23 protein-coding genes are annotated in these 22,726 nt (G+C 68.7%); 11 read left to right on the forward strand and 12 right to left on the reverse strand.

What is annotated here, in order from left to right; translation table 11 throughout:
- Positions 1–260 precede the first annotated feature (260 nt).
- The 4 genes from rplU (at position 261) to proB (ending at position 3,643) form a co-directional block, all read left to right on the forward strand.
- On the forward strand, positions 261–572 hold the full coding sequence (gene rplU / locus ACWDU1_RS08200) for a 50S ribosomal protein L21 (RefSeq protein ID WP_449996684.1): 312 nt from the start codon (positions 261–263) through the stop codon (positions 570–572).
- 44 nt (positions 573–616) lie between these two features.
- Entirely contained in the window at positions 617–883 is a 267-nt protein-coding gene (rpmA, locus tag ACWDU1_RS08205; RefSeq protein WP_449996686.1) for a 50S ribosomal protein L27, read from the forward strand.
- 141 nt (positions 884–1,024) lie between these two features.
- Positions 1,025–2,482 carry a GTPase ObgE gene (obgE, locus tag ACWDU1_RS08210; RefSeq protein ID WP_449996688.1) on the forward strand — a complete coding sequence of 486 codons (1,458 nt, stop codon included), beginning with the start codon at positions 1,025–1,027 and terminating at the stop codon, positions 2,480–2,482.
- A 39-nt stretch (positions 2,483–2,521) separates the two neighbouring features.
- On the forward strand, positions 2,522–3,643 hold the full coding sequence (proB, locus tag ACWDU1_RS08215) for a glutamate 5-kinase (RefSeq protein ID WP_449996690.1): 1,122 nt from the start codon (positions 2,522–2,524) through the stop codon (positions 3,641–3,643).
- Between the two features lie 18 nt (positions 3,644–3,661).
- Here proB and ACWDU1_RS08220 read toward each other — a convergent pair whose 3' ends face one another.
- Positions 3,662–4,321, reverse strand: a complete 660-nt coding sequence (locus tag ACWDU1_RS08220; RefSeq protein WP_449996692.1) for an endonuclease V — start codon at positions 4,319–4,321, stop codon at positions 3,662–3,664.
- Positions 4,322–4,330: 9 nt separating this feature from the next.
- Positions 4,331–5,266 (reverse strand): hypothetical protein, encoded by a 936-nt coding sequence (locus ACWDU1_RS08225; RefSeq protein WP_449996694.1) that lies wholly within the window; start codon positions 5,264–5,266, stop codon positions 4,331–4,333.
- 251 nt (positions 5,267–5,517) lie between these two features.
- Here ACWDU1_RS08225 and ACWDU1_RS08230 point away from each other — a divergent pair, with 251 nt between their 5' ends.
- Positions 5,518–6,255 carry an SDR family NAD(P)-dependent oxidoreductase gene (locus ACWDU1_RS08230; protein ID WP_449996696.1) on the forward strand — a complete coding sequence of 246 codons (738 nt, stop codon included), beginning with the start codon at positions 5,518–5,520 and terminating at the stop codon, positions 6,253–6,255.
- Positions 6,256–6,273: 18 nt separating this feature from the next.
- Here the strand turns inward: ACWDU1_RS08230 and ACWDU1_RS08235 are convergent, their stop codons facing one another.
- Positions 6,274–7,068, reverse strand: coding sequence for an aminoglycoside adenylyltransferase family protein (locus ACWDU1_RS08235; RefSeq protein ID WP_449996698.1), 795 nt, complete (start codon positions 7,066–7,068; stop codon positions 6,274–6,276).
- 195 nt (positions 7,069–7,263) lie between these two features.
- Between ACWDU1_RS08235 and ACWDU1_RS08240 the strand changes: the two genes are divergently transcribed.
- Complete coding sequence (locus tag ACWDU1_RS08240) at positions 7,264–8,673, forward strand: DoxX family protein (RefSeq protein ID WP_449996700.1); 1,410 nt, start codon at positions 7,264–7,266, stop codon at positions 8,671–8,673.
- Between the two features lie 18 nt (positions 8,674–8,691).
- Here the strand turns inward: ACWDU1_RS08240 and ACWDU1_RS08245 are convergent, their stop codons facing one another.
- The 3 genes from ACWDU1_RS08245 to ACWDU1_RS08255 all read right to left on the reverse strand — a co-directional run bounded on the left by ACWDU1_RS08245 (position 8,692) and on the right by ACWDU1_RS08255 (position 11,124).
- Positions 8,692–9,924, reverse strand: coding sequence for a hypothetical protein (locus tag ACWDU1_RS08245; RefSeq protein WP_449996702.1), 1,233 nt, complete (start codon positions 9,922–9,924; stop codon positions 8,692–8,694).
- A 46-nt stretch (positions 9,925–9,970) separates the two neighbouring features.
- Positions 9,971–10,345: a hypothetical protein gene (locus tag ACWDU1_RS08250; protein ID WP_449996704.1), complete on the reverse strand. Its 375-nt coding sequence runs from the start codon at positions 10,343–10,345 to the stop codon at positions 9,971–9,973.
- Between the two features lie 80 nt (positions 10,346–10,425).
- Entirely contained in the window at positions 10,426–11,124 is a 699-nt protein-coding gene (locus tag ACWDU1_RS08255; protein ID WP_449996706.1) for an ESX secretion-associated protein EspG, read from the reverse strand.
- 261 nt (positions 11,125–11,385) lie between these two features.
- On the opposite strand from ACWDU1_RS08255, the gene ACWDU1_RS08260 reads away from it, so the two are divergent.
- The 3 genes from ACWDU1_RS08260 (at position 11,386) to ACWDU1_RS08270 (ending at position 16,736) form a co-directional block, all read left to right on the forward strand.
- A complete protein-coding gene (locus ACWDU1_RS08260; RefSeq protein ID WP_449996708.1) occupies positions 11,386–12,642 on the forward strand; it encodes a hypothetical protein in 1,257 nt (418 codons plus the stop codon).
- 56 nt (positions 12,643–12,698) lie between these two features.
- Positions 12,699–14,552 (forward strand): Na+/H+ antiporter, encoded by a 1,854-nt coding sequence (locus tag ACWDU1_RS08265; RefSeq protein ID WP_449996732.1) that lies wholly within the window; start codon positions 12,699–12,701, stop codon positions 14,550–14,552.
- 78 nt (positions 14,553–14,630) lie between these two features.
- Complete coding sequence (locus ACWDU1_RS08270) at positions 14,631–16,736, forward strand: RecQ family ATP-dependent DNA helicase (RefSeq protein ID WP_449996733.1); 2,106 nt, start codon at positions 14,631–14,633, stop codon at positions 16,734–16,736.
- A 159-nt stretch (positions 16,737–16,895) separates the two neighbouring features.
- Here ACWDU1_RS08270 and ACWDU1_RS08275 read toward each other — a convergent pair whose 3' ends face one another.
- The gene (locus ACWDU1_RS08275) at positions 16,896–17,732 is read right to left on the reverse strand and encodes a mycofactocin-coupled SDR family oxidoreductase (RefSeq protein WP_449996709.1); all 837 of its coding nucleotides are present in this window, start codon (positions 17,730–17,732) and stop codon (positions 16,896–16,898) included.
- Between the two features lie 241 nt (positions 17,733–17,973).
- The gene (locus ACWDU1_RS08280) at positions 17,974–18,588 is read right to left on the reverse strand and encodes a TetR/AcrR family transcriptional regulator (RefSeq protein WP_449996711.1); all 615 of its coding nucleotides are present in this window, start codon (positions 18,586–18,588) and stop codon (positions 17,974–17,976) included.
- A gap of 224 nt (positions 18,589–18,812) precedes the next feature.
- Between ACWDU1_RS08280 and ACWDU1_RS08285 the strand changes: the two genes are divergently transcribed.
- A complete protein-coding gene (locus ACWDU1_RS08285; RefSeq protein WP_449996713.1) occupies positions 18,813–20,081 on the forward strand; it encodes a cytochrome P450 in 1,269 nt (422 codons plus the stop codon).
- Between the two features lie 42 nt (positions 20,082–20,123).
- On the opposite strand, the gene ACWDU1_RS08290 is transcribed toward ACWDU1_RS08285, so the two are convergent.
- Positions 20,124–20,486: a hypothetical protein gene (locus ACWDU1_RS08290; protein ID WP_449996736.1), complete on the reverse strand. Its 363-nt coding sequence runs from the start codon at positions 20,484–20,486 to the stop codon at positions 20,124–20,126.
- A 99-nt stretch (positions 20,487–20,585) separates the two neighbouring features.
- Between ACWDU1_RS08290 and ACWDU1_RS08295 the strand changes: the two genes are divergently transcribed.
- Entirely contained in the window at positions 20,586–20,828 is a 243-nt protein-coding gene (locus tag ACWDU1_RS08295) for a winged helix-turn-helix transcriptional regulator (protein ID WP_449996734.1), read from the forward strand.
- Between the two features lie 9 nt (positions 20,829–20,837).
- Here the strand turns inward: ACWDU1_RS08295 and ACWDU1_RS08300 are convergent, their stop codons facing one another.
- The 3 genes from ACWDU1_RS08300 to ACWDU1_RS08310 all read right to left on the reverse strand — a co-directional run bounded on the left by ACWDU1_RS08300 (position 20,838) and on the right by ACWDU1_RS08310 (position 22,566).
- On the reverse strand, positions 20,838–21,404 hold the full coding sequence (locus ACWDU1_RS08300) for a chloramphenicol phosphotransferase CPT family protein (RefSeq protein ID WP_449996715.1): 567 nt from the start codon (positions 21,402–21,404) through the stop codon (positions 20,838–20,840).
- 80 nt (positions 21,405–21,484) lie between these two features.
- Complete coding sequence (locus tag ACWDU1_RS08305; RefSeq protein ID WP_449996717.1) at positions 21,485–21,691, reverse strand: DUF397 domain-containing protein; 207 nt, start codon at positions 21,689–21,691, stop codon at positions 21,485–21,487.
- Positions 21,688–22,566 (reverse strand): helix-turn-helix domain-containing protein, encoded by an 879-nt coding sequence (locus ACWDU1_RS08310; protein WP_449996719.1) that lies wholly within the window; start codon positions 22,564–22,566, stop codon positions 21,688–21,690. The genes ACWDU1_RS08305 and ACWDU1_RS08310 overlap by 4 nt, the downstream gene beginning before the upstream one ends.
- Between the last annotated feature and the right edge of the window lie 160 nt (positions 22,567–22,726).

Raw genomic sequence — 22,726 nt, forward strand, 5'->3', positions numbered from 1 at the left:
GGGCCGGGCGCGGGCCCGGAACTGCCGGCCGCGCGAGGGGACCGGTTTGGCCGGGGGAACAGGCATCGGGTAATCTTGGCCAGTCGCTGCCCGGCGACAGCGGTTGTGCTGTTCCGTGGCCGGTTCCCGATACCGAGAGCCACCAGGTGCTGAGGCGGCGGTGATATCAGACCAGTCGTGCGGTGTATCCCGGTGCGAACCGAGGATGGTCCCGCATGAGACGAGTGCCTAGCACTAAGAGGAAGAAGGGTAGCCGACCGATGGCAACGTACGCGATCGTCAAGACCGGCGGAAAGCAGTACAAGGTCGCGGTCGGTGACCTGGTGAAGGTCGAGAAGATCGAGGGTGCGCCGGGCACCTCCGTGGCACTGTCGCCGGTGCTCGTCGTCGATGGCGCCGAGCTGACCACCGCGACCGACAAGCTCGCGAAGGTTTCGGTGTCGGCCGAGGTGGTCGAGCAGACCAAGGGCCCGAAGATCCGCATCCACAAGTTCAAGAACAAGACCGGATACCACAAGCGCCAGGGTCACCGTCAGCCGCTGACGGTCCTGAAGGTCACCGGCATCAAGTAACCACCCCGCAGGGCTTCACGGCCCGCGCTGAAGGAGTATCAGCAATGGCACATAAGAAGGGCGCATCCAGCTCCCGGAACGGCCGCGATTCCAATGCCAAGCGGCTCGGCGTGAAGCGCTTCGGCGGGCAGACCGTCCAGGCCGGCGAGATCCTCGTGCGCCAGCGCGGCACCCACTTCCACCCCGGCGTCAACGTCGGCCGTGGCGGGGACGACACTCTGTTCGCGCTGGAGGCCGGTGCTGTCGCGTTCGGCACCAAGCGTGGTCGCAAGACCGTCAACATCGTGGTCCCGGAGCCGGTCGAAGCCTGACCGGCTGACGACTCCACCACAGCGAGCGGGTCAGGGTGATACACCCTCGGCCCGCTTTTCGCATTCCAGGGCACTGTTCGCGCGTTCGCTCACCTCCGTGTCCTTCCCGCCCCACCAACCCCCAGAGAGGATGATCCGGCCATGGCCAAGTTCATCGACCGTGTCGTTCTTCATGTGCGCGCCGGGAACGGCGGGCACGGCTGTGCGTCGGTGCACCGGGAGAAGTTCAAACCTCTCGGCGGGCCCGACGGCGGTAACGGCGGTAACGGCGGGGATGTGATCCTCGAGGTCGATGCCAATGTGCACACTCTGCTGGACTTCCACTTCCATCCGCACGCCAAGGCCGGTAACGGCAAACCCGGTGAAGGCGGGAACCGGGACGGCAAACGCGGTTCCGAACTGCTGTTGAAGGTGCCCGACGGCACCGTGGTGCTCGATTCCGACGGCGAGGTCCTGATGGACCTGGTCGGGGTCGGCAACCGTTTCGTGGTGGCCAAGGGCGGTCGCGGCGGGCTGGGCAATGCCGCCCTGGTGTCGCGTGCCCGGAAGGCGCCGGGTTTCGCGCTGCTCGGCGAGGAGGGCGAGACCCGCGATGTGGTGCTCGAACTCAAATCGGTGGCCGATGTGGGCCTGGTGGGTTTCCCCTCGGCCGGTAAATCGTCGCTGGTCTCGGTGCTCTCCGCGGCGAAACCGAAGATCGCCGACTACCCGTTCACCACGCTGGTGCCCAATCTCGGCGTGGTGCATGCCGGGGAGACCACTTTCACGGTCGCCGATGTGCCCGGGCTGATCCCCGGCGCCAGCGAAGGGCGCGGTCTGGGCCTGGACTTCCTGCGGCATCTGGAACGCTGCGCGGTGCTGGCGCATGTGGTCGATCTGGCCACCCTCGAACCCGGCCGCGATCCGCTGTCCGATATCGACGCGCTCGAGGCCGAACTCGCCGCCTACAAACCGGCGCTCAGCGGTGACGCGAGTCTGGGCGATCTGGCCGGCCGGCCGCGCGTGGTGATCCTGAACAAGGCCGATGTGCCCGACGCCGAGGATCTCGCCGAACTGGTGACCCCCGATCTGGAGAAGCGGGGCTGGCCGGTGTTCCTGATCTCGGCGGTCGCCCACGCCGGACTGCGCCCCCTGACCTTCGCCTTGGCCGAGCTGGTGCAGCAGTATCGCGACGAGCACCCGAAGGCCGCGCCGAAGCGGCCGGTGATCCGGCCCATCGCGGTGGACGAATCGGGCTTCACGGTGGCGGCCGATCCGGAGGAACCGGGCGGGTTCGTGGTACGCGGTACCCGGCCCGAGCGCTGGGTCCGTCAGACCCAGTTCGACAACGACGAAGCGGTCGGCTATCTCGCCGACCGGCTGGCGCGCCTGGGCGTCGAGGACGAGCTGGTGCGCCTGGGCGCGCAACCGGGCGCCCCGGTGACCATCGGCCCGGTGACCTTCGAATGGGAGCCGCAGATCACCGCGGGCGCGGATATCGTGCCCACCGGGCGCGGCACCGATATCCGGCTGGAACAGACCGACCGCGTGAGCGCGGCCGAACGTAAGCACGCCTCGCGGGTGCGGCGTGGCCTGGTGGACGACGAGGACGGAGAGTAGGCAGGTGAACCTGGGTAACCGCGGAGCGGGAGCACGGCCGTGACCCACGCTCCGCTCGCACCGAGCGCCGCCCGGCAGGCCATCGCCGGGGCCCGGCGGGTCGTGGTGAAGATCGGTTCGTCCGCGCTCACCAGCCTGCACGGTGGTCTCGATATCGCACGGCTGGACCGCCTCGCGGACGCCATCGAGGCCCGGATGCGCGCCGGATCCGATGTGGTGGTGGTGTCCTCCGGCGCGATCGGAGCCGGGCTGGCGCCGTTGCGCCTCACCCGCCGCCCACGCGATCTGGCGACCAAACAGGCCGCGGCCAGCGTCGGCCAGCTCGCTCTCGCCCACGCCTGGGGGACCTCGTTCGGCCGCTACGACCGCACGGTCGGCCAGGTTCTGCTCAGCGCCGACGATTTCGCCCGGCGCGAGCATCACCGCAACGCCCAGCGCACCCTGGACCGGTTGCGTTCACTGGGCGCGGTGGCGGTGGTGAACGAGAACGACACCGTGGCGACCGAGGAGATCAGGTTCGGCGACAACGACCGGCTCGCCGCGCTGGTCGCGCATCTGGTGGGCGCCGACGCGCTGTTCCTGCTCTCGGATGTGGCCGGGCTCTACGACGGTGACCCGCGCAAGGGCGACGCCAACTTCATCGCCGAGGTCCGCAGTAGCGCGGACCTCGACGGTGTGATCGCCGGAAGCGGCGGGGTACTCGGAACGGGCGGTATGGCCTCGAAACTGTCGGCGGCCCGGCTCGCCGCGGACGCGGGTGTGCCGGTACTGCTGGCGGCCGCCGCGGAGGCCGGGACCGCACTCGAATCCGGCGCGGTGGGAACGGCTTTCGCCGCCCGCCCGGTGCGGCTCTCGGCGCGTAGGTTCTGGGTGCGCCACGCGGCCGACAGCCGCGGTGCCATCCTCATCGACGCGGGGGCGGTCTCCGCGGTGGCGGGGGCCCGTCGTTCGCTGCTCGCGGCCGGCATCGTGGGGGTGCGTGGACGCTTCCACGGCGGTGACGTGGTGGATCTGATCGGCCCGGATCGGGTCGTGGTGGCCCGGGGCGTGGTGGAATACGATGCCGCCGAACTCGCCACGATGCTGGGCCGGTCCACCCGGGAACTGCCGGATGGTATGCAGCGACCGGTGATCCACGCGGACGATCTCGTCCGGGTGTGACGCCGGAGGGACCGCGTATCAGGCCAGGCGGCCGAGATGATCCGCGGTGCGGGTGGTTTCCGGCAACCGGTAGCGCGGGGCCAGCCGCAACACCAGATCGCACGCGCTGTCCAGGGTGAAGCGGTGCCCGACCGAGACGAATACCGGTTTCACTCCCGGCTGGGTGCGCAACGCCCGGCCCACGAGTTCGTCGCCGTCGAGTAGGGGAGTCCGGTCGCCCCGGTCCGGGCCCGGCTCGGTATGCGGGCCGTGGAAATTCTTGGCGACCCCGATACTCGGCAGGTCGGTGAGCACGCCGAGATGGGCGGCCAGCCCGAACCGGCGCGGATGGGCCAGGCCGTGGCCGTCGCAGACCAGGACATCGGGTTCGACGGTCAGCGTCTCCAGCGCCCGGGTCAGCGCGGGTACCTCCCGGAAGGCGAAAAGACCTGATATGTAGGGGAATTCGATACGTTCCCGGACCACGGCGCTGTCGACCGTCTCGAGCGTGTCCGAGTCCAGGACCGTCACCACACCGACCGCGATATCGGGGTCGCGGTAGGCCACGTCCAGGCCGGCCACCCGGCGGATCGGGCCGTGCGCATCGGTGATCCGGACCCGGTCGCGGAGCCGCTCCTGGATCGCGACGGCCTCCTGCTCACCGACCGCCCATTCGTGCATACGCCGCACCCGCACCATGCCGGAAGCCTAACGGTGGCCGGCGATGGGAGAACCGGTCACGGAAACGGGATAGGCGGCACCGGGTTCGGGATCGACCAGCGCGTAGCCGCGTAGCCGCTCGACGGCGCGTTCGTCGGACAGTTCGGCCCGGGCGTCGGGATGCTCGTGGTAGTAGCGGATCAGCCAATACGTGGCCGACGAGCCGATGGACAGTTTCTCCGCGTGGATACGTTTCGTGCGCGCGCGTCCGGGCCGGCGGCCCGGCGACCCGATCCGGATGGTGCCCTTGGAGTTGTTACGCGACACCACCGTGATCGATTCGATCGCGGTCCAGCTCACCCGGTTGCCGAAGGAGGTTTTCGTGGGCAGCACGATATGCATCGGCGTCAGCACCAGCCGCCGGATCTCCGGACGCCGCGCGTACAGGAGCAGGTAGGCCGAAAGCAGCGCGGCCGCGGTGATCGCGAGCCACGGGGGGATCGGCGGATGCAACGGCAGCGTGAGGGTCCCGGTCCAGGTGCCGATGCCGAAGATGGCGCACAGCGTCGCGAGCGCGAGGAAGCAGACCACCAGCGCGACCTCGTATCCGAGGGAACGGCGAACCACCAGTGCGCCCTGGTCGGTGGCGTAGCGCGCGCCCTCGATCCGGATCCGCGACCGGCCCCGCGAGGTCGCCGACAGCATCGGCAGGTAGGAGGCCACCCAGGCGGCGGTCGCGAGGTTCACCGCGATCCGCAGGGGTTCCCCGGATCCCAGCGACAGCACGGCCTGTGCCAGCAGGAAGGTGGCGAGGACGGCGACCAGGAAGACGGCCGGATAGGTCCAGCCGTTGAGGTTGCCGCGCAACTCCCGCGGCGGTGGGAAATAGTCGCGTGAATTCCCCGGCCGCGGATCGGTCACCTCGCCCGGGCGTTCCTCGGCCTGCGGCGGATCGGGGACAACAGTGTGCGGCTGGCGCGTCATCGGTACTACCTGTACTTCAGGAATACATCGGGCGCCTGCGATGATATCGGCAATCCGAGGGCAACTCCGCGTCGCGCGGACCCGCTGACCCGTCTGCGTCACCACCACCGGTCGCGGAGCCCGTCCTCTACCACCCGGCCCGGAACGCGAGGGCGGTTTTCTGCCAGCGTGCCCAGGGTGTGGTCACCGATGCTCGTTGTACGACAGCGCGATCGCGTCGTCGTACCACTGGGAACCACGGAAGGAACGAGATGTCGGAGAACACGGTGCTGATCACGGGGGCCACCCGGGGGATCGGGCGAGCCACTGCCACGGCCTTCGCCCGCAAGGGATACCGGGTCATCGTGACCGGGCGGCGCCCGGAGGCCGTGGACGGCGTGGTCCGGGAGATGCGCGCGGAGGGGTTCGCGGTGGAGGGCGAACCACTGGACGTGTGCTCGATCGACAGCGCGCGATGCCTGGCCGAATCGGTCGCACGCCGCCACGACCACCTCGATGTGCTGGTGAACAATGCCGGGATCCTGCCGGAGGCGACGGCATCGGGGACGGTGAACTTCGCGCATCTCGGCGCGTTCACCGACACCCTGATGACCAACACCTTCGGCCCGGTCAATGTGATCGAGGCCCTGCTGCCGCTGGTACTGCGGGCCCCGGCGGGCCATATCGTCAATATCTCCACAGAGATGGGTTCGCTCACCGAGCAGCGCAATCCCGGATCGGCGTACTACCCGATGGTCGTGCCGGGATATCAGGCGTCGAAGGCGGCCCTCAACAGCCTGACGGTGGGTCTGGCCAAACAGCTGGCCGGGACCGGCGTGCGGGTGACCTCGGTCTGCCCGGGTTTCGTCGCCACCGAACTCGCTCCGGCCGCCGCCGACGCGCCGACGAGCCCGGCGGAAGCGGCGCGCGACATCCTGGCGGCGGCGGAATCCGCGGACGCCACCGTCGCGGGCGCGTTCGTCGGCGCGGCGGGTCCGATCGCTTGGTGAACAGGGCCTGCGATGGCGCTACGCGGGTGCGGAACCGGCGCATGACGACCTGATCCGGTCCGCGGCGTAGCGGGCGAAGGCCGCCACTTCCTCGCTGCGTCCGGTCCAGTCGTCGGCCGCTACCCCGAGGTATCCCGCCCGGGCGTACCGGAGGGTCGCGGCGTGATCGGCGGGCACCCGGCCGGCGAGCGATGCCGCGGCGTCGGCCTTGGAGACCAGCGCGCCCGATTCGGCCGTCACCCACATCCGGGCCAGGGTGAGCACGGTATTGCGTTCGTCGCCGGTCGCCGCGCCCAGTAGTGCGGGCAGGCTCGCCACGATGGCGCGCGCGATATCGCCGCGCGGAACCGGTGCGAATACGCGCTGCGCGGGCGGCCCGTACAGCGTCCGCGAAGCTTTCCGCGCCATCGCGATCAGGATCGTGAGGTCGGGGTCGGGTACGGGTCGCCCCGGATCCCCGCGTTCGAAATCATCGCGCAGCCATTCGCCGTAGACGAATTCGGCGCGTAGGGGAAAGCGCGGGGCGAACAGCGCGGGATCGGCCAGGACGGTGAGCTCCACCGGGCGGGCCGCACCCGTGCGCGGCCAGCGTCCCGAAACAGCCGGCAGCCGGGCCGCCAGCGATTCTCGTTCGCCGGGTTCGAGCTCGTCGCCGGTCACCGCCAGGAAATCGAGGTCGCTGTCGGGGCGCAGTCCACCGGTCACCGCGGAGCCGTAGAGGTAGAGCGCAGTGAGTTTCGGGCCCAATACCTCGCTGGTGATGCGCAGGACAGGCGTGTATTCGGAGACGAGGTCTCGAGAGCTTTCCGCCACTCCGCCCACGATAGGAGAAGCCGGGCCCGCCGCGGCACGGGCGGACGGTGTCGTCGTTCGGACGGAGGACACGGAAATCGGGGTTCTCCTGGAGGTAACCGGGGTGCGCCATCCCCTAGGTTCGTTCGGTGGGGTCCCGGCGGGGACGCGGGTTATCGGGTGCGCCCGGGAACAGCGAGGTGCGGTGTGGCCGGGGTGAATACACGGATTTCCGGGGACGCGGGGTTCTCCGGAGACGCCCGGGAGCCGGGGGACAGGACGGTCCCGGAGGTTCCCGGTGAACAGATCCGGCCAGGGCACCGCGGCGGCAGCACCCGGGCCCGCTGGCCGTGGCCGCTGCGGGTGGCGCTGCGGTTCGCCGTGGTCTACTGTGCGCTGTTCTGCGTCCTGATCGGGCAGATCCTCTTCGCCTTCGCCGGTGTGGTCTACGACCTGCTTCCGGACGAGGCGCCGATCTGGCCGCTGCTGCGACTGGCTCCGCTGCTCGAATGGGTGGGCCGGAACGTATTCGGCGCGGAGACGGTGTTCCGGTCGGATTCCGGCAGCGGTGATCAGGCCGCGATCTGGGTACTGATGTTCTGCCTGCTGGTGGTGTCCGCGGTAGTCGCGGCGATCTGGTCGGTACTGGACCGCCGCCGGGCCGCCTATCCGCGGCTGTCGGCCTGGTTCCTCACCGGTCTGCGATGGGCGCTGGCCGGGCAGATGCTGTTCTACGGGATCGCCAAGGCCATCCCGACCCAGATGCCGCCGCCCCCGTTGTCGGCGCTGCTCCAGCCGTTCGGGGAGATGACCCCGATGGCGGTGCTGTGGCTGCAGGTGGGAAGTTCACCGGTGTACGAGATCCTGCTGGGAACAGCGGAACTCCTCGGCGGCCTGCTACTGCTCGTACCGCGCACAGCGACCCTCGGCGCGCTGTTGAGCCTGGTGAGCATGGCGCAGGTGTTCGTCCTGAATATGACCTTCGACGTCCCGGTGAAGATCCTCTCGTTCCACCTGATGGTCTTCTCGCTGATCCTGCTCGCACCGCAGCTGCGCCGGCTCCTGGATTTCTTCGTGCTGGCGCGGCCCGCCGAACCCGCCGTCCAGCCGCCACTGTTCAGCGGCCGCCGGGCCAACCGGTACGCCGGTATCGCGCAGGCGGTGCTCGGGGTGTGGCTGGTGGCCGGCATCGTGCAGATCGGCTGGTCGAGCTGGGATGAATTCGGCGGCGGCGTACCGGAACCACCGCTCTACGGGATATGGGAGGTCACCGGGTTCCGGGTCGGCGGGCAGCCGGTCGCGCCCCTGCTCACCGATGAGACCCGGTGGCGCCGGGTCGTGGTGGAGACGCCGGGCGCGATCACGCTGCAGTCCATGGACGGGCGCCTGGTGACCGTCCCGGCGACCGTGGACCCGGCGGCACGCACTGTCACCGTGCACATATCGGGCCCGGACGCGCCGCCCGCGGTTTTCACCTACACCGGCCCGGAGGAACAGAAGTTGCGCTTCGACGGTGAACTCGACGGCCGGACGGCGGTCGTCGAAATGCGTGCCGTGGATCCGGGCGAGTTCCGGTTGAACGGACCCCGGTTCCACTGGGTGCAGGATTACCCCGCGCTGTCCTGAGACAGCCCCGCGTCGGCGTCAGGATTTCGGGGGTATGACTCCCGGCTGGTCGGGTGCGCGCTGCCCGGGAACGGGGCCGGTGATACCCGGCTGGCCGGCGGGGTCGGAGAGCGGGACCCCGGTCGGATTCCGGCTCGGCGGTACGGGCGCGGGGGCATGGGGTCCCGGTGGGGCGGCCGGTGGTTCCTCCGGAGCCGGTGCCGGAGCCGCCGGGGGTTCGGCGGGTGCGGGTGGCTGTTCGGCGGCGGGAGGTGGCGCCGGGGCCGCCGGAGCGGGTGGTTCCGAGGATGGTGGAGCGGGCGGCTCCACGGACGGCGGTGCGGGTGCGCCCGGGGCGGAACCCTCAGGGTTTTCCCCGGATGGTCCCGGGTTTTCGGAAGGTGCCGGGTTTTCGGAGGGTGGCGGGCCGCCGGGAGTCTCGGGGCTCTCAGGTGGCTCCGGGCCGTCCGAAGGGGCCGGATTTTCCTCGGGAGCAGGGTTTTCGCTTCGCGGCGGCGCCTGCGGTTCCGGGGCGTCGTCCCCGGGCGCCGGGGAGTCGGGAGAACCGCCCGGGCCGGACGGATGCGGCGCCGTCCCGTTCGGTGAACCTGATTCACCGGCACCGTTTCCGGTCCCGGCGGAGTCCGGATCGGTTGTCCCGGCCGGTGAGCCGGTATCGGGCGACGGAGCCACCTGCTGCCGGGTCGGCGGGGCCAGCGGGGGAAGCGGCCCGGGGGCGGCGGGCGGCTCGGGCAGCGCGGGAACGCCGGTACCCGCGACCGTGTACGCGGGCTTGTAGACCATGTTCATGGTGAGAATCGCCTCCTGGCGCAATACCTCCTGCACCAGCTGCGCGTCGATCACCTTGGCCGCCTCCAGCATCCGGGCCAGTGCCCCCACCGGACCCGAGCCGCCGGGCGGAACCACCGCGATCTTCACCGCTTCGGCGGCCGCGGCCACCGCGCCGAGCCGCACCCCCACCTGACCCAGTATCGCGGCGAGTTCGTCGACCGATTCGGCGAAGCTGCGGGTGCTGGCGAAGGCGGCGTCGGCCGCCTCGCCGTCCCATTCCATCGCGTTCATCACCCGGTCGGTACCCGCGCGGGTGAGCGGGAAGGACGTCTGCAGCGTGGTGGCGGCGTGCACCCAGGTCCCGGACAGGCGCAGGATCTCACCGGCATCGATCTGCTGGGTCGCGGCGTGGATGTCCTCGTGGCGCATGGCCTCGAAATGCTCCATGGCGCTGATGTAATCGGGATCCGTACCCGTCATGATGCCTGCTTTCTCCGGGTTACTCGCGGTCGGCGGAGGTATCGCGTCATGGCACGAACCTCGCTTCCACGGCCCGTACCGCGGCGGCGCCCGCTGCGTCGGCCTCCTCGTACAGACCGCCACTGACCAGGAACGCTTCCTTCATCCGGTAGGCGGCCTCGATGTAGTGATCGAGCAGGGCGGCCGCGTCGCGTGCCTTGTGCCCGAAGCCGGCCGCGAGCTGGTGGGCGGAGATCAGACCGCCGAAACCGTGTGGCTCGGCGGCGTCCTCCAGCCGTTGCCGTAGAAAGATCAGGCGTTCTGCCTGCCGGTCGTAGAACTCCGCGCACCGGCGGGCCGCATCCGGATCGAACTTGACGGTTCCCGCGTGGGCTGCCTGGCGGAACCGGACGATCTCGGCTCGACTGTCTTCGATCTTCATGACTGGCGTACCCCTCCGTCGGTCCCGCTCAGCGTAACCGCAACACCGGGCCGTGGCAGCCGGTCGGGGCGACCGGGCGATCAGCCCGGAATACGCTTCTGCAGATGCGCGGCGAGCTGTTCGGTCGAGGCGGCGACGATATGCACCGCTTCATCGGTGCGCAGCAGATAGCGTCCGTCGTTCTCCACATCGAGCCAGGTGTAGTGGATCGCGGGTGTGGTGGCGGGCCGATCCAGATGCGATTCGATCCGGATATGACCCTCGGCGGAATGCGGCGCGCACAGCAGCTTCCGGATCAGTGGCGCCGCGCGCTCCTGCTGGACCACGGTTTCGGTATCCCGCACCGCGGCGGTCGAGGCGGTACGGGCCGGATGGCGCCCGGCCGGAGTGCTCGGCAGCAGCGCGGCGAGACGGGCGCCCAGTTTGGCGCGGTGCCCGATCGCCAGCCGGACCGGTCCGCCGAACTCTGGAGTGCGGCCCGGCGCCTGCACCGCGAGGACCGCCCGGTCGGAGACCACACAGCCCAGGGCGCGGAGCTCGCGGCCGGGTTCGGCGGTGGCGCCGACGGCGATCACCCGGGTCTGCGGTTCGGCGAGGATGCGCAGACAGGTGTCGAGATCCGGGTCGGGAGGCAGGCGCCGGGCGAGTTCGGCGCGCAGGACCTCGGCGTCGCGTTCGGTGCGCGGTGATTCCAGGACCCGCAGCGGATAGGGGAGCCGGTCCAGGTCGGCTTGGCGCCACACGTGCGCGAACTCGTCGGGGGTCAGGCTCCAACTCACGCGGAATCACATCCTCACCGAAACCTGCGCGGGCCACAACAGACTATCGGTTGTTTCACGGTCCGCTGACCTCGGGCAGCGGCCGGTACGAGTACCCGACGCACTGACACTACGGCCGAATACGCGGTGGACAGGCGGTTTCTCGGGTTTACTCGTGCGCACCGGCAACAGTGCTGTTGTGACGGAAGGGGTTGGAGGTCGGTTCGTGCGAGTACTCCGAAGGCTGTATGCGCAGGCCGCAGCGCCCGGCCCGGATACCGTGTGGTCCACGGTGACGGTCGCGGGGCGGCCGTGATTCGCGGCGCGGGCGAACCGGTGCCGGCGGGCGAGCCGCGGATCTGGGACGACTCCGGTATCGCGGAGGGTGTGCGGGGAATGACCTCACCGCTGACCTTCACTCTCGTCGCCGGGATCCTCGACCGGGCCTGCCGGGAGTACGCCCGGTCGCTGCGGGTCCCGGAACCACAGGTGCGGCAGATGGCGACCTGGACCCCCTATCTGCTGGGCAGTTTTCACGGCCGGGTGTATCACAACCTGCTGCACTGGTATCGGATCGCCGCCATCGGGCCCGTCTACGCATTGAGCCGGCGGGGCCTGGGCGCCTCGGCTCCGGCCGGGCCGCTGGCCGACGATATCGCGGAACCGCTGCGGCCCTTCACCTTCGGTTCCCCGCTGCGCGCCGTGGTGGCCCGAGCCCGGACCACGGCCGTCTACCTGCGCCGGCTGTCCGATATGGAGGCGGTCGTCCGGGATTTCCATACCGGGTTCGATCGCTTCCGGGACCGCTACGAGACGATGGAATACCTGCACGGTGAACACGCCTACGCGATGTTCCGGCGGGCGGAGCGGGAGCTTTCCCGGCAGTGGGGTGCGGCGATGGTGCTCGACGCGGTCCTGATGTCGCTCACCGGCGCGGTGGTGGCGATGCGTACCGCCGCGCGGGGGCTTTCGTGGGCGTTCCCGGCCGGGCCGCCCGCGCCGGTGGTCGCCGGATCCGGCGACCCCGCGGGCGCTCCCGCCGAATTCGCCCTGCGCGACGAGGCCCCGGACGCGCCGGAAAAGGCCGGGGCCCGGGAACTGCCCGTTTTCGAGGCCGCTCTGGCCCCGGACGGCGAGGAGACGGGCGGCCCGGGAGCGCTCCGCCGCCGGCTGTCGCGGCGGGTCCGGGCCAGGGCGATGCGATACGCCGAGTATCGCCGGGACCTGCGCGTGTGCCGGTTGCACGCGTACCGGATCCTCGGCCGGATGATCCGGGTCATGGGCGGGGATCTGGCCGCGCGCCGGATCATCGACGACCCCGGCGATATCTACCAGCTCACCGTGGCCGAACTGTGCGCCTGCTACGACCGGGTGCCGATGCCGGATCTGCGCTCGCGGATCGCCGAGCGCCGGGCCGATCGGGCGGTGGATCTCGGGCTGGTCGCACCGGCGCGGTTCACCACCGTGGGCGCCACCTTCTCCGATGCCGCGCTGGCGGCGGCGGGGTGGGTGCCGCGAACCGGTCACCAGGAGGGCTGACCCCCGCCCGCCGGACCGCGGCCGGTCCGCCTGCCTGCGAGAATGCCGGTGTGCATATGGCGATAGGTCTGGTGGTGCTGGTGGCGGCGGCCGCGGCGGTCGCGGGACTGGCCCGGCGGTTCGGGGTGTCCGAACCGCTGGCGCTGACCGTGGCCGGGGTGGCGGCGTCGTATCTGCCCTTCGTTCCCGAGGTACATCTCGAACCCGAGGTGGTGCTGCTGGGGCTGCTGCCCCCGCTGCTGTACACGGCGGCGTTGCGAACCTCGCTGGTGGACTTCCGGGCCAATATAGGCGGTATCGCCCTGCTGTCGGTGGGGCTCGTCCTGTTCAGCACCTTCGCCGTGGCGGCGGTGGTGTGGTGGCTGCTGCCGGTGCCGTTCGCGGTGGCGGTGGCGCTGGGCGCGGTGGTGGCGCCGCCGGACGCGGTGGCGGCCACGGCGGTGGCGCGCCGGATCGGGATGCCGCGCCGGATCGTCACCATTCTCGAGGACGAATCGCTGTTCAACGACGCGACGGCGCTGGTCGCGCTGCGTACCGCCATCGCGGCGTCCGCCGGCGCGGTCTCGCTGTGGGACGCGGGCTGGGATTTCCTGCTCGCCGCGGGCGGCGGTGCCGTCGTCGGAATCGCCGTCGCCTATCTGCTCGCGATGCTGCGGCGGCGCATCACCGACCCGGTGCTCGATACGACGCTGTCGTTCCTGGCACCGTTTCTGGCCTACCTCCCCGCCGAGGAGATCCATGCCTCCGGCGTGATCGCCGTCGTCACCTGCGGGATGATCCTCGGGCACAACGCGCCGGTCTGGCAGAGCGCGGCGTCGCGCACCGCCGAACGCATCAACTGGCGCACGGTGCAGTTCATTCTGGAGAGCACCGTGTTCCTGGTGATCGGATTGCAGGTCAGCGGGATCATCGAGGGTGCCTGGGAGAGCGGGCTCGATCACACCCTGCTGATCGTCACCGCGATCGCGGTGCTGCTGGCGGTGCTGCTGGCCCGGCCGGTCTGGGTGTTCGGGTGGGCGCTGGCCGAACGCTTGACCGGACGGTCCGAGGTACCACTGACCCACCCCGCGGTGGTCTCCTGGGCGGGGATGCGCGGGGTGGTGACGCTCGCGGCGGTTCTGCTGCTTCCCGCGAACACCCCGCAGTTGCCGGTGCTGAAACTGCTGGCGCTGGTGGTGGTGGGCGGCACCCTGCTGCTGCAGGGGACATCGCTGCCCTGGGTGGTGCGGCGGCTGCGGTTGCGCGGGCCCAGCCGGGCCGAGGACGCGCTGCAGAAGGCGAATCTGCTCACGCAGGCGTCCAACGCGGGCCTGGCCGCCCTGGACGAGGCGATCGATCCGGACACCCCCGCCGAGGTCGTGCGATCGCTGCGGGACAGGGTCACCTGGCGGACCAACGCCGCCTGGGAGCGGCTCGGGCGCCCGGAATCCGAACTCGCCACCCCCACCGCCGAGTACCGGCGGCTGCGGCTGGAGATGCTGCGCGCCGAACGCGATACCGTCCTGCGGGTCCGCGACGCCGGTGGCGCGGACTACGAGATCCTGCAGTCGGTGCTGGCCCGGCTCGACCTCGAGGAGTCGATGATCGACCGCTTCGACGAGGGCGAGGACGATCAGCGGGCCGAGACGCTGGCCGGTCCGGTGGGCCCGGCCGATGATTGCGCCCACCTGCGGGAGGCGCCGCTGGTCTGCGAGCCCACCGAACCGGATGTCTGCGCCGAATGCCTGGCCGAGGGCCTGACCTGGGTTCATCTGCGCATGTGCCTGACCTGCGGGCATATCGCCTGCTGTGATTCCTCCCCGGGCAATCACGCGACCGGGCATTTCGGTTCCAGCGGGCATCCGGTGATACGCAGTGTCGAGCCCGGCGAGGCGTGGCGCTGGTGTTATGTGGACGAACTCCTCGGCTGAGCCGCCCGCTCCCGGCCGTGCGGCGCTGTCGGTGGTGTCGGGCAGGATGGCGGTATGACGACAGCACCGGGCAGCACCATGGGCGGGGCCGGCGAAGTCGCCGGCGATCTACGTGAGCACGCGGAGGCACTGCTTCGTGAGCTGGCCGGGCCCGGCGCCCGCCTGCGCGAGGACCAGTGGACCGCGATCGAGGCGCTGGTGGTGGGCAAACGCCGAGCCCTGGTCGTGCAGCGCACCGGATGGGGCAAATCCGCGGTGTATTTCATCGCGGCGAAACTGCTGCGCGCCCGGGGGCGCGGGCCCACCGTCATCGTCTCGCCGCTGCTCGCCCTGATGCGCAACCAGGTGGCGTCCGCGCAGCGGGCCGGGGTGGTGGCCGCGACCATCAACTCCGGCAACGTCACCGAATGGGACGAGATCCACGAGCAGGTCGCCGCCGGGACGGTGGATGTGCTGCTGGTGAGCCCGGAACGGCTCAACAATCCGGATTTCCGCGATCAGGTGCTGCCCCGGCTGGCGGCCGATGCCGGACTGGTGGTGATCGACGAGGCGCATTGCGTCTCCGACTGGGGTCACGACTTCCGCCCCGACTACCGGCGCATCCGCACCCTGATCGCCGAACTCGGCAGCGAGGTCCCGGTGCTGGCCACCACCGCCACCGCCAACGACCGGGTGGTCACCGATGTGGCCGGGCAGATCGGCACCGACACCCTGGTGTTGCGCGGCAGCCTGGACCGGGAATCGCTGCGGTTGTCGGTGGTCCGCTTCGACGACGCGGTGGAGCGCACGACCTGGCTCAGCGGCACCCTCGACGAGCTGCCGGGTTCGGGGATCGTCTACGCGCTGACCGTCGCCGGCGCGCACGATCTCGCGGATGTGCTCACCTCGCACGGGCACCGGGTCGCCGCCTACACCGGCCAGACCGATCCGGCCGAACGCGAGGCGCTCGAGGCCGCCCTGCTCGGTAACGAGGTCAAGGCCCTGATCGCGACATCGGCGCTGGGTATGGGTTTCGACAAACCGGATCTCGGGTTCGTGGTGCATCTGGGTGCGCCGTCGTCCCCGATCTCCTACTACCAGCAGGTCGGCCGCGCCGGGCGCGCCACCGAACGTGCCGAGGTCGTACTGCTGCCCGGCCCGGAGGACACCCGGATCTGGGCCTATTTCGCCTCCGTCGCCTTCCCGCGGGAACATATCGTCCGGTCGGTACTGGAGGCCCTCGATCACGACCGCCCGCAGTCCACGGCCGCCTTGGAGCCGCTGGTGGAACTGAACCGCTCGCGGCTGGAGATGGTGCTGAAGGTGCTCGATGTGGACGGCGCCGTCCGCCGGGTCCGCGGCGGCTGGCTGGCCACCGGTATGCCCTGGACCTACGACGCCGAACGCTACGAACGGCTCGATGCCGCCCGCACCGCCGAACAGCAGGCGATGCTGGACTACGAACGCACCACCGGCTGCCGGATGGAGTTCCTGCGCCGCCAGCTCGACGACCCCGCCCTCATCGCGGCCGCGCCGGGCACCGGCGTCTGCGGCCGCTGCGACAACTGCACCGGCGAGCATCGCACCGCCGCGGTGGATACCGAGGCCGTGGCAGCCACCCGCGCCCGGCTCGATCGGCCCGGGGTCGATCTCGCGCCGCGTAAACAATGGCCCACCGGTATGTCGAAACTCGGTATTCCGCTGTCCGGCAAGATCTCCGAAGGCGCCGAGACCGGCCGGGTCCTGGGCCGGCTCAACGCGCTCGGGTGGGGGCGGCGGCTGCGCCCGATCCTGGACGGACCCGACGGCCCGGTACCGGACGAGGTGGTCGACGCCTGTATTCCGGTCCTGCGCGAATGGGACTGGGCCGTCCGCCCCGCCGCGGTACTCGCCTTGGAATCGGCCACGCATCCGGTGCTCACCGCATCCCTCGCCGAACGCCTGTCCGGGATCGGGCGCCTGCGCAACCTGGGCATCCTGCACACCCGGCCCGATCGCCCGCCGGTATCGGCGGTGAATTCCGCGCATCGGGTCGCCGCCCTCTACGACTCCTGGGAAGTTCCCGACCTGTCGGGCGCGGACGGTCCGATCCTGCTGGTGGACACCCTCACCGATTCCGGCTGGACCCTCACCGTCGCCGCCTGGACCCTGCGCCGCGCCGGCGCCCCGGCGGTGCTGCCGTTCGCCCTGGCCACCCCGACCTGATCACCACCGGACACGGTCCGAGGTGGTGTGGGCGCAACAGCGGTTCGGCGACCGCAGCGGCAGCTGACGCCGGCCCCCTCACGCGGCCGGGTCGTTGCGCATTTCCTCGATGCTGGAAAGGGCTCTGAACCGGATCCGTGATGATTCGCTGTCGTATGGCTATTTCAATAGGCTTCCGGCGTCAACGGGCAGCGGCAGGCCGGTGACGTAGCGCGCTTCGTCGGAGGCGAGGAACAGTACAGCGTTGCTGATGTCCACCGGTTCGACCCATCCCACTGGCAGAACATGCATGAGCTGGGCGACCGGAGCGAAGTCGTCGGGGCCGGGGTTCTCGAGGTCTGGCCGGAACAGTTTCATCGTTCCTTCGTTCATGAACATCGGGGTGTTGACGTTGGTCGGCAGCACCGAGTTGACCCGGATGGAGTGCTGGCCCAGTTCCACGGCGAAGCTGCGCATCAGTCCGATCACCCCGTGTTTGGCGGCGATGTAGTGGCCGGTGTTGGGGTAGGCCTTCATACCGCCGACCGAGCTGGTGAGGACGACCGATCCGCCACCGGCTTCCAGTAGATGCGGCACGGCGGCCTTCACCGTTTTCCAGACCCCGGAGAGGTTGATATCGATCATGGTCTGCCAGTCGGATTCACCGGTCTTGTCCAGCGTTTCGCCGCCGTTGCCGATACCGGCGTTCGCGACGACGATGTCTAGGCGGCCCAATTGCTCGACCCCGTTGTCGAGAGCGGCTTTCAGGGCGTCGTAGTCACGTACGTCGACCTGTTCGGTAACGATGCGCCGACCGTGGTTCTTGACCAGCTCGGCAGTCTCGGCCAGGTCTTCCGGTGTCGAAGCGACGATCTCGTCGCTGCCACTGACCGGTTTGCACACGTCGATGGCGATGATGTCGGCGCCCTCTTGCGCCAGCCGGACCGCATGACTACGGCCTTGTCCGCGTGCTGCTCCCGTGATGAAGGCGACCTTGCCTTCGACCCGCGCGCTCATGAACCACCTCAATCTGTCGCTGAACGATCACCGCGACGGTGCGCCGCGATCGTGAGAATCGACCAATTACTGATCGATCGATAAAACTTTGACAGCGGCGGCATGAACTGTCAACGGTAAGACGAGTGCTTCAACCCGATGATGTGCCCATTCCCGGTCGGTGCGCAGATCGTCCGGCCTTTCATTCACGCACAGGATCCAATTCAACTGATCAAACCAAGGAGAGAAACAAAGAACGCCCTCACTCGCGGAGGCCGGTGGGTGGGCGCGTCTCGGCGTCCAGGCGGTACCGGCCCATCAGGTCCTCGACGAATGCGCGCAGCTCGGCATGTCCTTGCCGCATCCCGACAGCGCCCTCATTGCACAGGATCCGGGCCGCGCCGGTGAGCAGCATCGATACGACCACCGGCGGAAATTCGGCGATATCGACCCCGCGGGAGCGCAACACCACGGTGACGGCAGCGGTTTCGATATCGCGGACGCGTTCGGCGAACACCTTCAGCTCGGCCCCGACGGGCTTGCGATGGTTGGCCAGGGCCATGAATTCGGTGTTCAGCTGGGTGAACCGGGGGTCGGTGTTGATCTCCCACAGCACCTGCAGTGGATCGTCGGCAGTGAGGGCGTGGCGCATCCGGTCCAGCGCTTTTTCCCCACCCGCGCGCATCACCGCGACGAACAGGTCATCCATCGTCGGGAAGTAGTAGTACACCAGGGCCGATTTGACACCGGCCACGGCCGCGACCCGCCGCGAGGTCGCCGCGGCGTAGCCCTCCTCGCGGATGATCTGAGCGGTCGCCTCCATAAGTCGCAACCGCGTGCCCGTGTCGTCGGCCTTGGCGGCACGTTTCGTCGGCATTCAGCAGCACCGCCCAGAGGCGCTGTTCATGGGCCGGTCCGTGAAGATCTCCCGATCTCTTGACTGGCCGAAATGCCTCATGGTAGTCATGGTCCACCTTAACATTTTATCGATCGATCAACTTGTGGCAGTGTCGACAGCGGACACCCGTTTCCGGATCGATCGGACAGTGACGAGGCTCCGCAGCGGCGCGGCGGAGACCTGCTTCGAAAGGCTGCGAGCCGATGACCGACCTTGCCTCACGGGACTTCTTCTCCGATGAAGCCATCGCCCAGGACCCCTACGACTACTTGGACTATCTGCGCAGCCAGAACCCGGTGTTCCGGGAGCCCCACTACGGAGTCGTCGCGGTAACCGGATATCAAGAGGCCAACGAGGCATTCCGTAACACTGCGGACTTCTCGGCCTGTATCTCGATCGGTGGCCCGTTCCCGCCGTTGCCGTTCGAACCCACCGGGGACGATATCTCCGCGCAGATCGCCGAACACCGCCATCGATTCCCGATCTTCGAGCATATGGTGACCATGGACCCCCCGGAACACACGCGCGCGAGATCCCTGCTCAACCGCCTGCTCACGCCGAAACGGCTCAAAGAGAACGAGGAGTACATGTGGCGGCAGGCCGACCGCCAGCTCGACGAGTTCCTGGATGCCGGCCGTTGTGAGTTCCTCGAGGACTACGCGAAGCCGTTCGCGACCCTGGTGATCACCGACCTGCTCGGTGTACCCGAAACCGATCGGGAGAGATTCCGCCGGACCTTGGCCGGGAACGGCAATCAGGTGGGATCGCTGGATCACGAACCGGTCGGTATCAACCCACTCGAGTGGCTGGACGAGACGTTCGCCGGCTACATCTCCGAACGTCGCCGCGAACCTCGCGCCGACGTTCTCAGTACCTTGGCGACGACCGATTACCCCGACGGAACCTTGCCCGAGGTCATCGAGGTAGTGCGTCCTGCCACGTTCCTGTTCGCGGCGGGACAGGAAACCGTCACGAAACTGCTCAGCTCCGCGGTGCGAATGCTGGCCGAACATCCCGAATTCCAACAGCGACTCCGTGCGGACCGCAGCCTGGTCGGCAATTTCATGGAGGAATCGTTGCGCACCGAGAGCCCCACCAAAGTCGACTTCCGGCTGGCCCGCCGATCCACCACCCTCGGCGGCGTCGATATCCCGGCGGGCACCGTGCTCATGTTGTGCATCGGCGCCGCCAACCGCGACCCCCGGAAGTTCGAGAACCCCGACGAGTTTCGGCTGGACCGCCGCAACGCCCGCGAACACATCGCATTCGGGCGTGGCGTGCACACCTGCGCCGGGGCGCCGCTGGCGCGGGTGGAGGGTCAGGTCACGCTCAACCGGATGCTGGACCGGATGAGCGATATCGCGGTAGACGAGAACGCACACGGATCCGGGGGCGCGCACCACTACGAGTACGAGCCGACTTTCCTACTGCGCGGGCTGCGTGACCTGCACATCACATTCGTGGCCGCCTGACCTGTTCCCGTCGGGCTTCGAGCGAGAACGCCCACCCCACAGTCAGGGCAGTGCGCGCAGAGGTGGCTGTTCGACCTCAGAGGCCTCGAGCGAGTCGAGCGTCTCGGTCGAGGGGGGCGTCGACAAAAGGGCCACCAGTGTATCCAGCAGTTGACTGACATGGACGGCGAACGGCGCCACGACCGATCCCGCCCCGCGCATACGGTGGCGATCCGCGCACACGTGCAGGCAGATCGACGATGCCTGATGGATACGGATGTCCCGTAGCGGCTGGGGTACATGACCGATTAGTGCCCCCACGCGCGCGTAGTAGGCGCGTTCGGAATCTCGGTGGGTGGTGGGCAGCTTGTCCAGCGGGTGGCGCAGAGCGGCACCGGCCGGGCGGGGGGACGCGAAGGGCTCCACGAGTTCCAGCAGGTCAAAAACATTCGAATCGCCATGCCCTGAGGAACGAACAACCCGAATCCCACAATCGGCCAATGGCTGCGATCGATCACCGGGGCAATTCACTCAGCCGCGTCGCAGACCTTGCGCACCTTGGTCCGCGACGGTCTGGTCGCACGTATCGTGGCCCCGACGGTGCCGCCCCGGGTCAGCTACGAGCTGACCGGCCTGGGCCGCGGCCTCACCGAACCCATGCACGAATTCCTCGACTGGATCCGCGTGCACGCCACCGAGGTGGTGCGGGCTCAGCAGTGGTTCGATGAGCAGAGTGGTGGGGGCCGGGCCGCAATGGTCAAGATGTAACGAGCGGCTTCAGAATCCGGTACGGAGCCGGTCGAAGGCCCTGGCGGAACCGGCCCCGTCGATGAAATCGCCGATTGCAGCGGAACAGGATTCGGGACTGCGGTAGGTGGTATCGACCTCGAGATCGTAGATTCCGTGGGCATGTACCTGCCCGAGTTGACCTTCGGCGGTGCCGGGTTCGCGATCGCCGCGGGCGTGTTCGCGTCGGCGTAGTTCCTCCGGCGCGCAGTGCACGCCGACGAAGACGATATCGAGGCCGGTCATGACCTCGAGGCAGTCCCGCAGCCGCCACGGTTCGGACAGGACGTGATCCATCACGATCTGGTTGCCCGCCCGGGCCATACCGGCTACCGCTCGGTGGAATCCGGCCCGGGTGCGCCGGAGTACCTCCTGCCGGGCGGCGTCGTCGAGCGCGTGAGTCGCGGCCTCGGCTCGCATCGCGCCGAACATATCGACGCTCATATGGAAGTAGGGGCTCGCCAGATCGGTCAGGAGTTGCCGGGCGAGGGTCGTTTTTCCCGCGCTCGACACTCCGTTGAGCAGAATGATCCGGCCCGGTGACGCAGGCGGTTCCACGGCGGCTCCTTCACCGATCCTTCGGGCGCACAGCTACGGATACGTCACCGGTGCCACTGCCTGTGAACCCGGAGCGCGGCCTACCCTCGGTCGAACCTGCCGCTCTGGACGGTTGTGGTGAACGCGTCCCACTCGGCCGGAGTGAAAACCAGGGCCGGGCCGGTGGGGTTCTTGGAGTCGCGCACGCCGACCGCGCCGTCGTCGAGGAAAGCGGCTTCGATGCAGTCCTTACCGTGTCCGCTGCGGCTCGATTTGAACCACCCGGCTCTTGATAGGTCGATATTCATGCGGGGTACTCCGTTGCTGCGATCTGCCTGATCAGGCGCTTGCTGGATGCCATGTCCAGCGACGATTGCCGAACGGCATCGTATGCCTGACGATACCGGATCACGTCCTTGGTGCGCTCCAGGTACAAATCACCCGCATAGGACTCGATATAGACGACCGTGGGCGAGTTTTCACGGCCTTTGGTGTTGTGACCGAAGTCCAAGATTGTGAACGGACCGGTAGGTACACCGGTAGGAATCCCTGCTGTGAAGGGAAGTACGGAGACCGTCACATTGATGGGCATGTTCGCCAAGTGGTGCAGTTGGTCTCGCATGACCTTCGCTCCGCCGACAACTGTTCGCAGGACCGACTCGTGGACCACCAGGTCCACGAGGACGGGATGGGTTCTGCGGGTGATCAGAGCCTGACGCTTCTTCTTGAGCTGGATGCGCTTTTCCCATACCTCTTCGGCTTCTTCTGGCGAGACGCGTTCGACAGCTCGGGCGTAGTCGGGAGTTTGAAACAGGCCGGACACGATATCCGGCCGATAGACCGTCAGCCGCCTGGCCGATGATTCGAGTCCGACGTACAGGTTGAAACCGCGGAACATGACATCGTCGAATTCCTGCCACCAATTCTTCACCGCCGACTGCCTCGCGAGACCGACAAGGGCGGCAACAACTTCGGCGTCGTCTATCCCGTAGATCCGGCAGAGCGCTTCGACATCGGGAACACGCACACCTGTGAGACCGCGTTCGATCCGGGACAGTGTGCTGACCGACAGTTGGAGCAGCGGAGCCACATCTTCGAGGTTCATATTGATACCCTCCCGGGCTTCCCGGAGGTATCGGCCGAGCTGGCGGCGCGGCAGGGTGGTCGAACCATCGTCCGGCACGGGGTTCCTCGCTTTTGCGTAATGAGCGACGATCGTTTGCGCGCCGCAAAGATCCGCGCGCCGCGTGACAACCGCTCTGGGCCATTGGGAATAGTTCCGCGCAATTGCGGATCTCGCTTGTAACGACTGTTTGTCCGGTGGTGTTCTGGATTCACCCCGG

The sequence above is a fragment of the Nocardia sp. NPDC003345 genome (assembly GCF_053589395.1).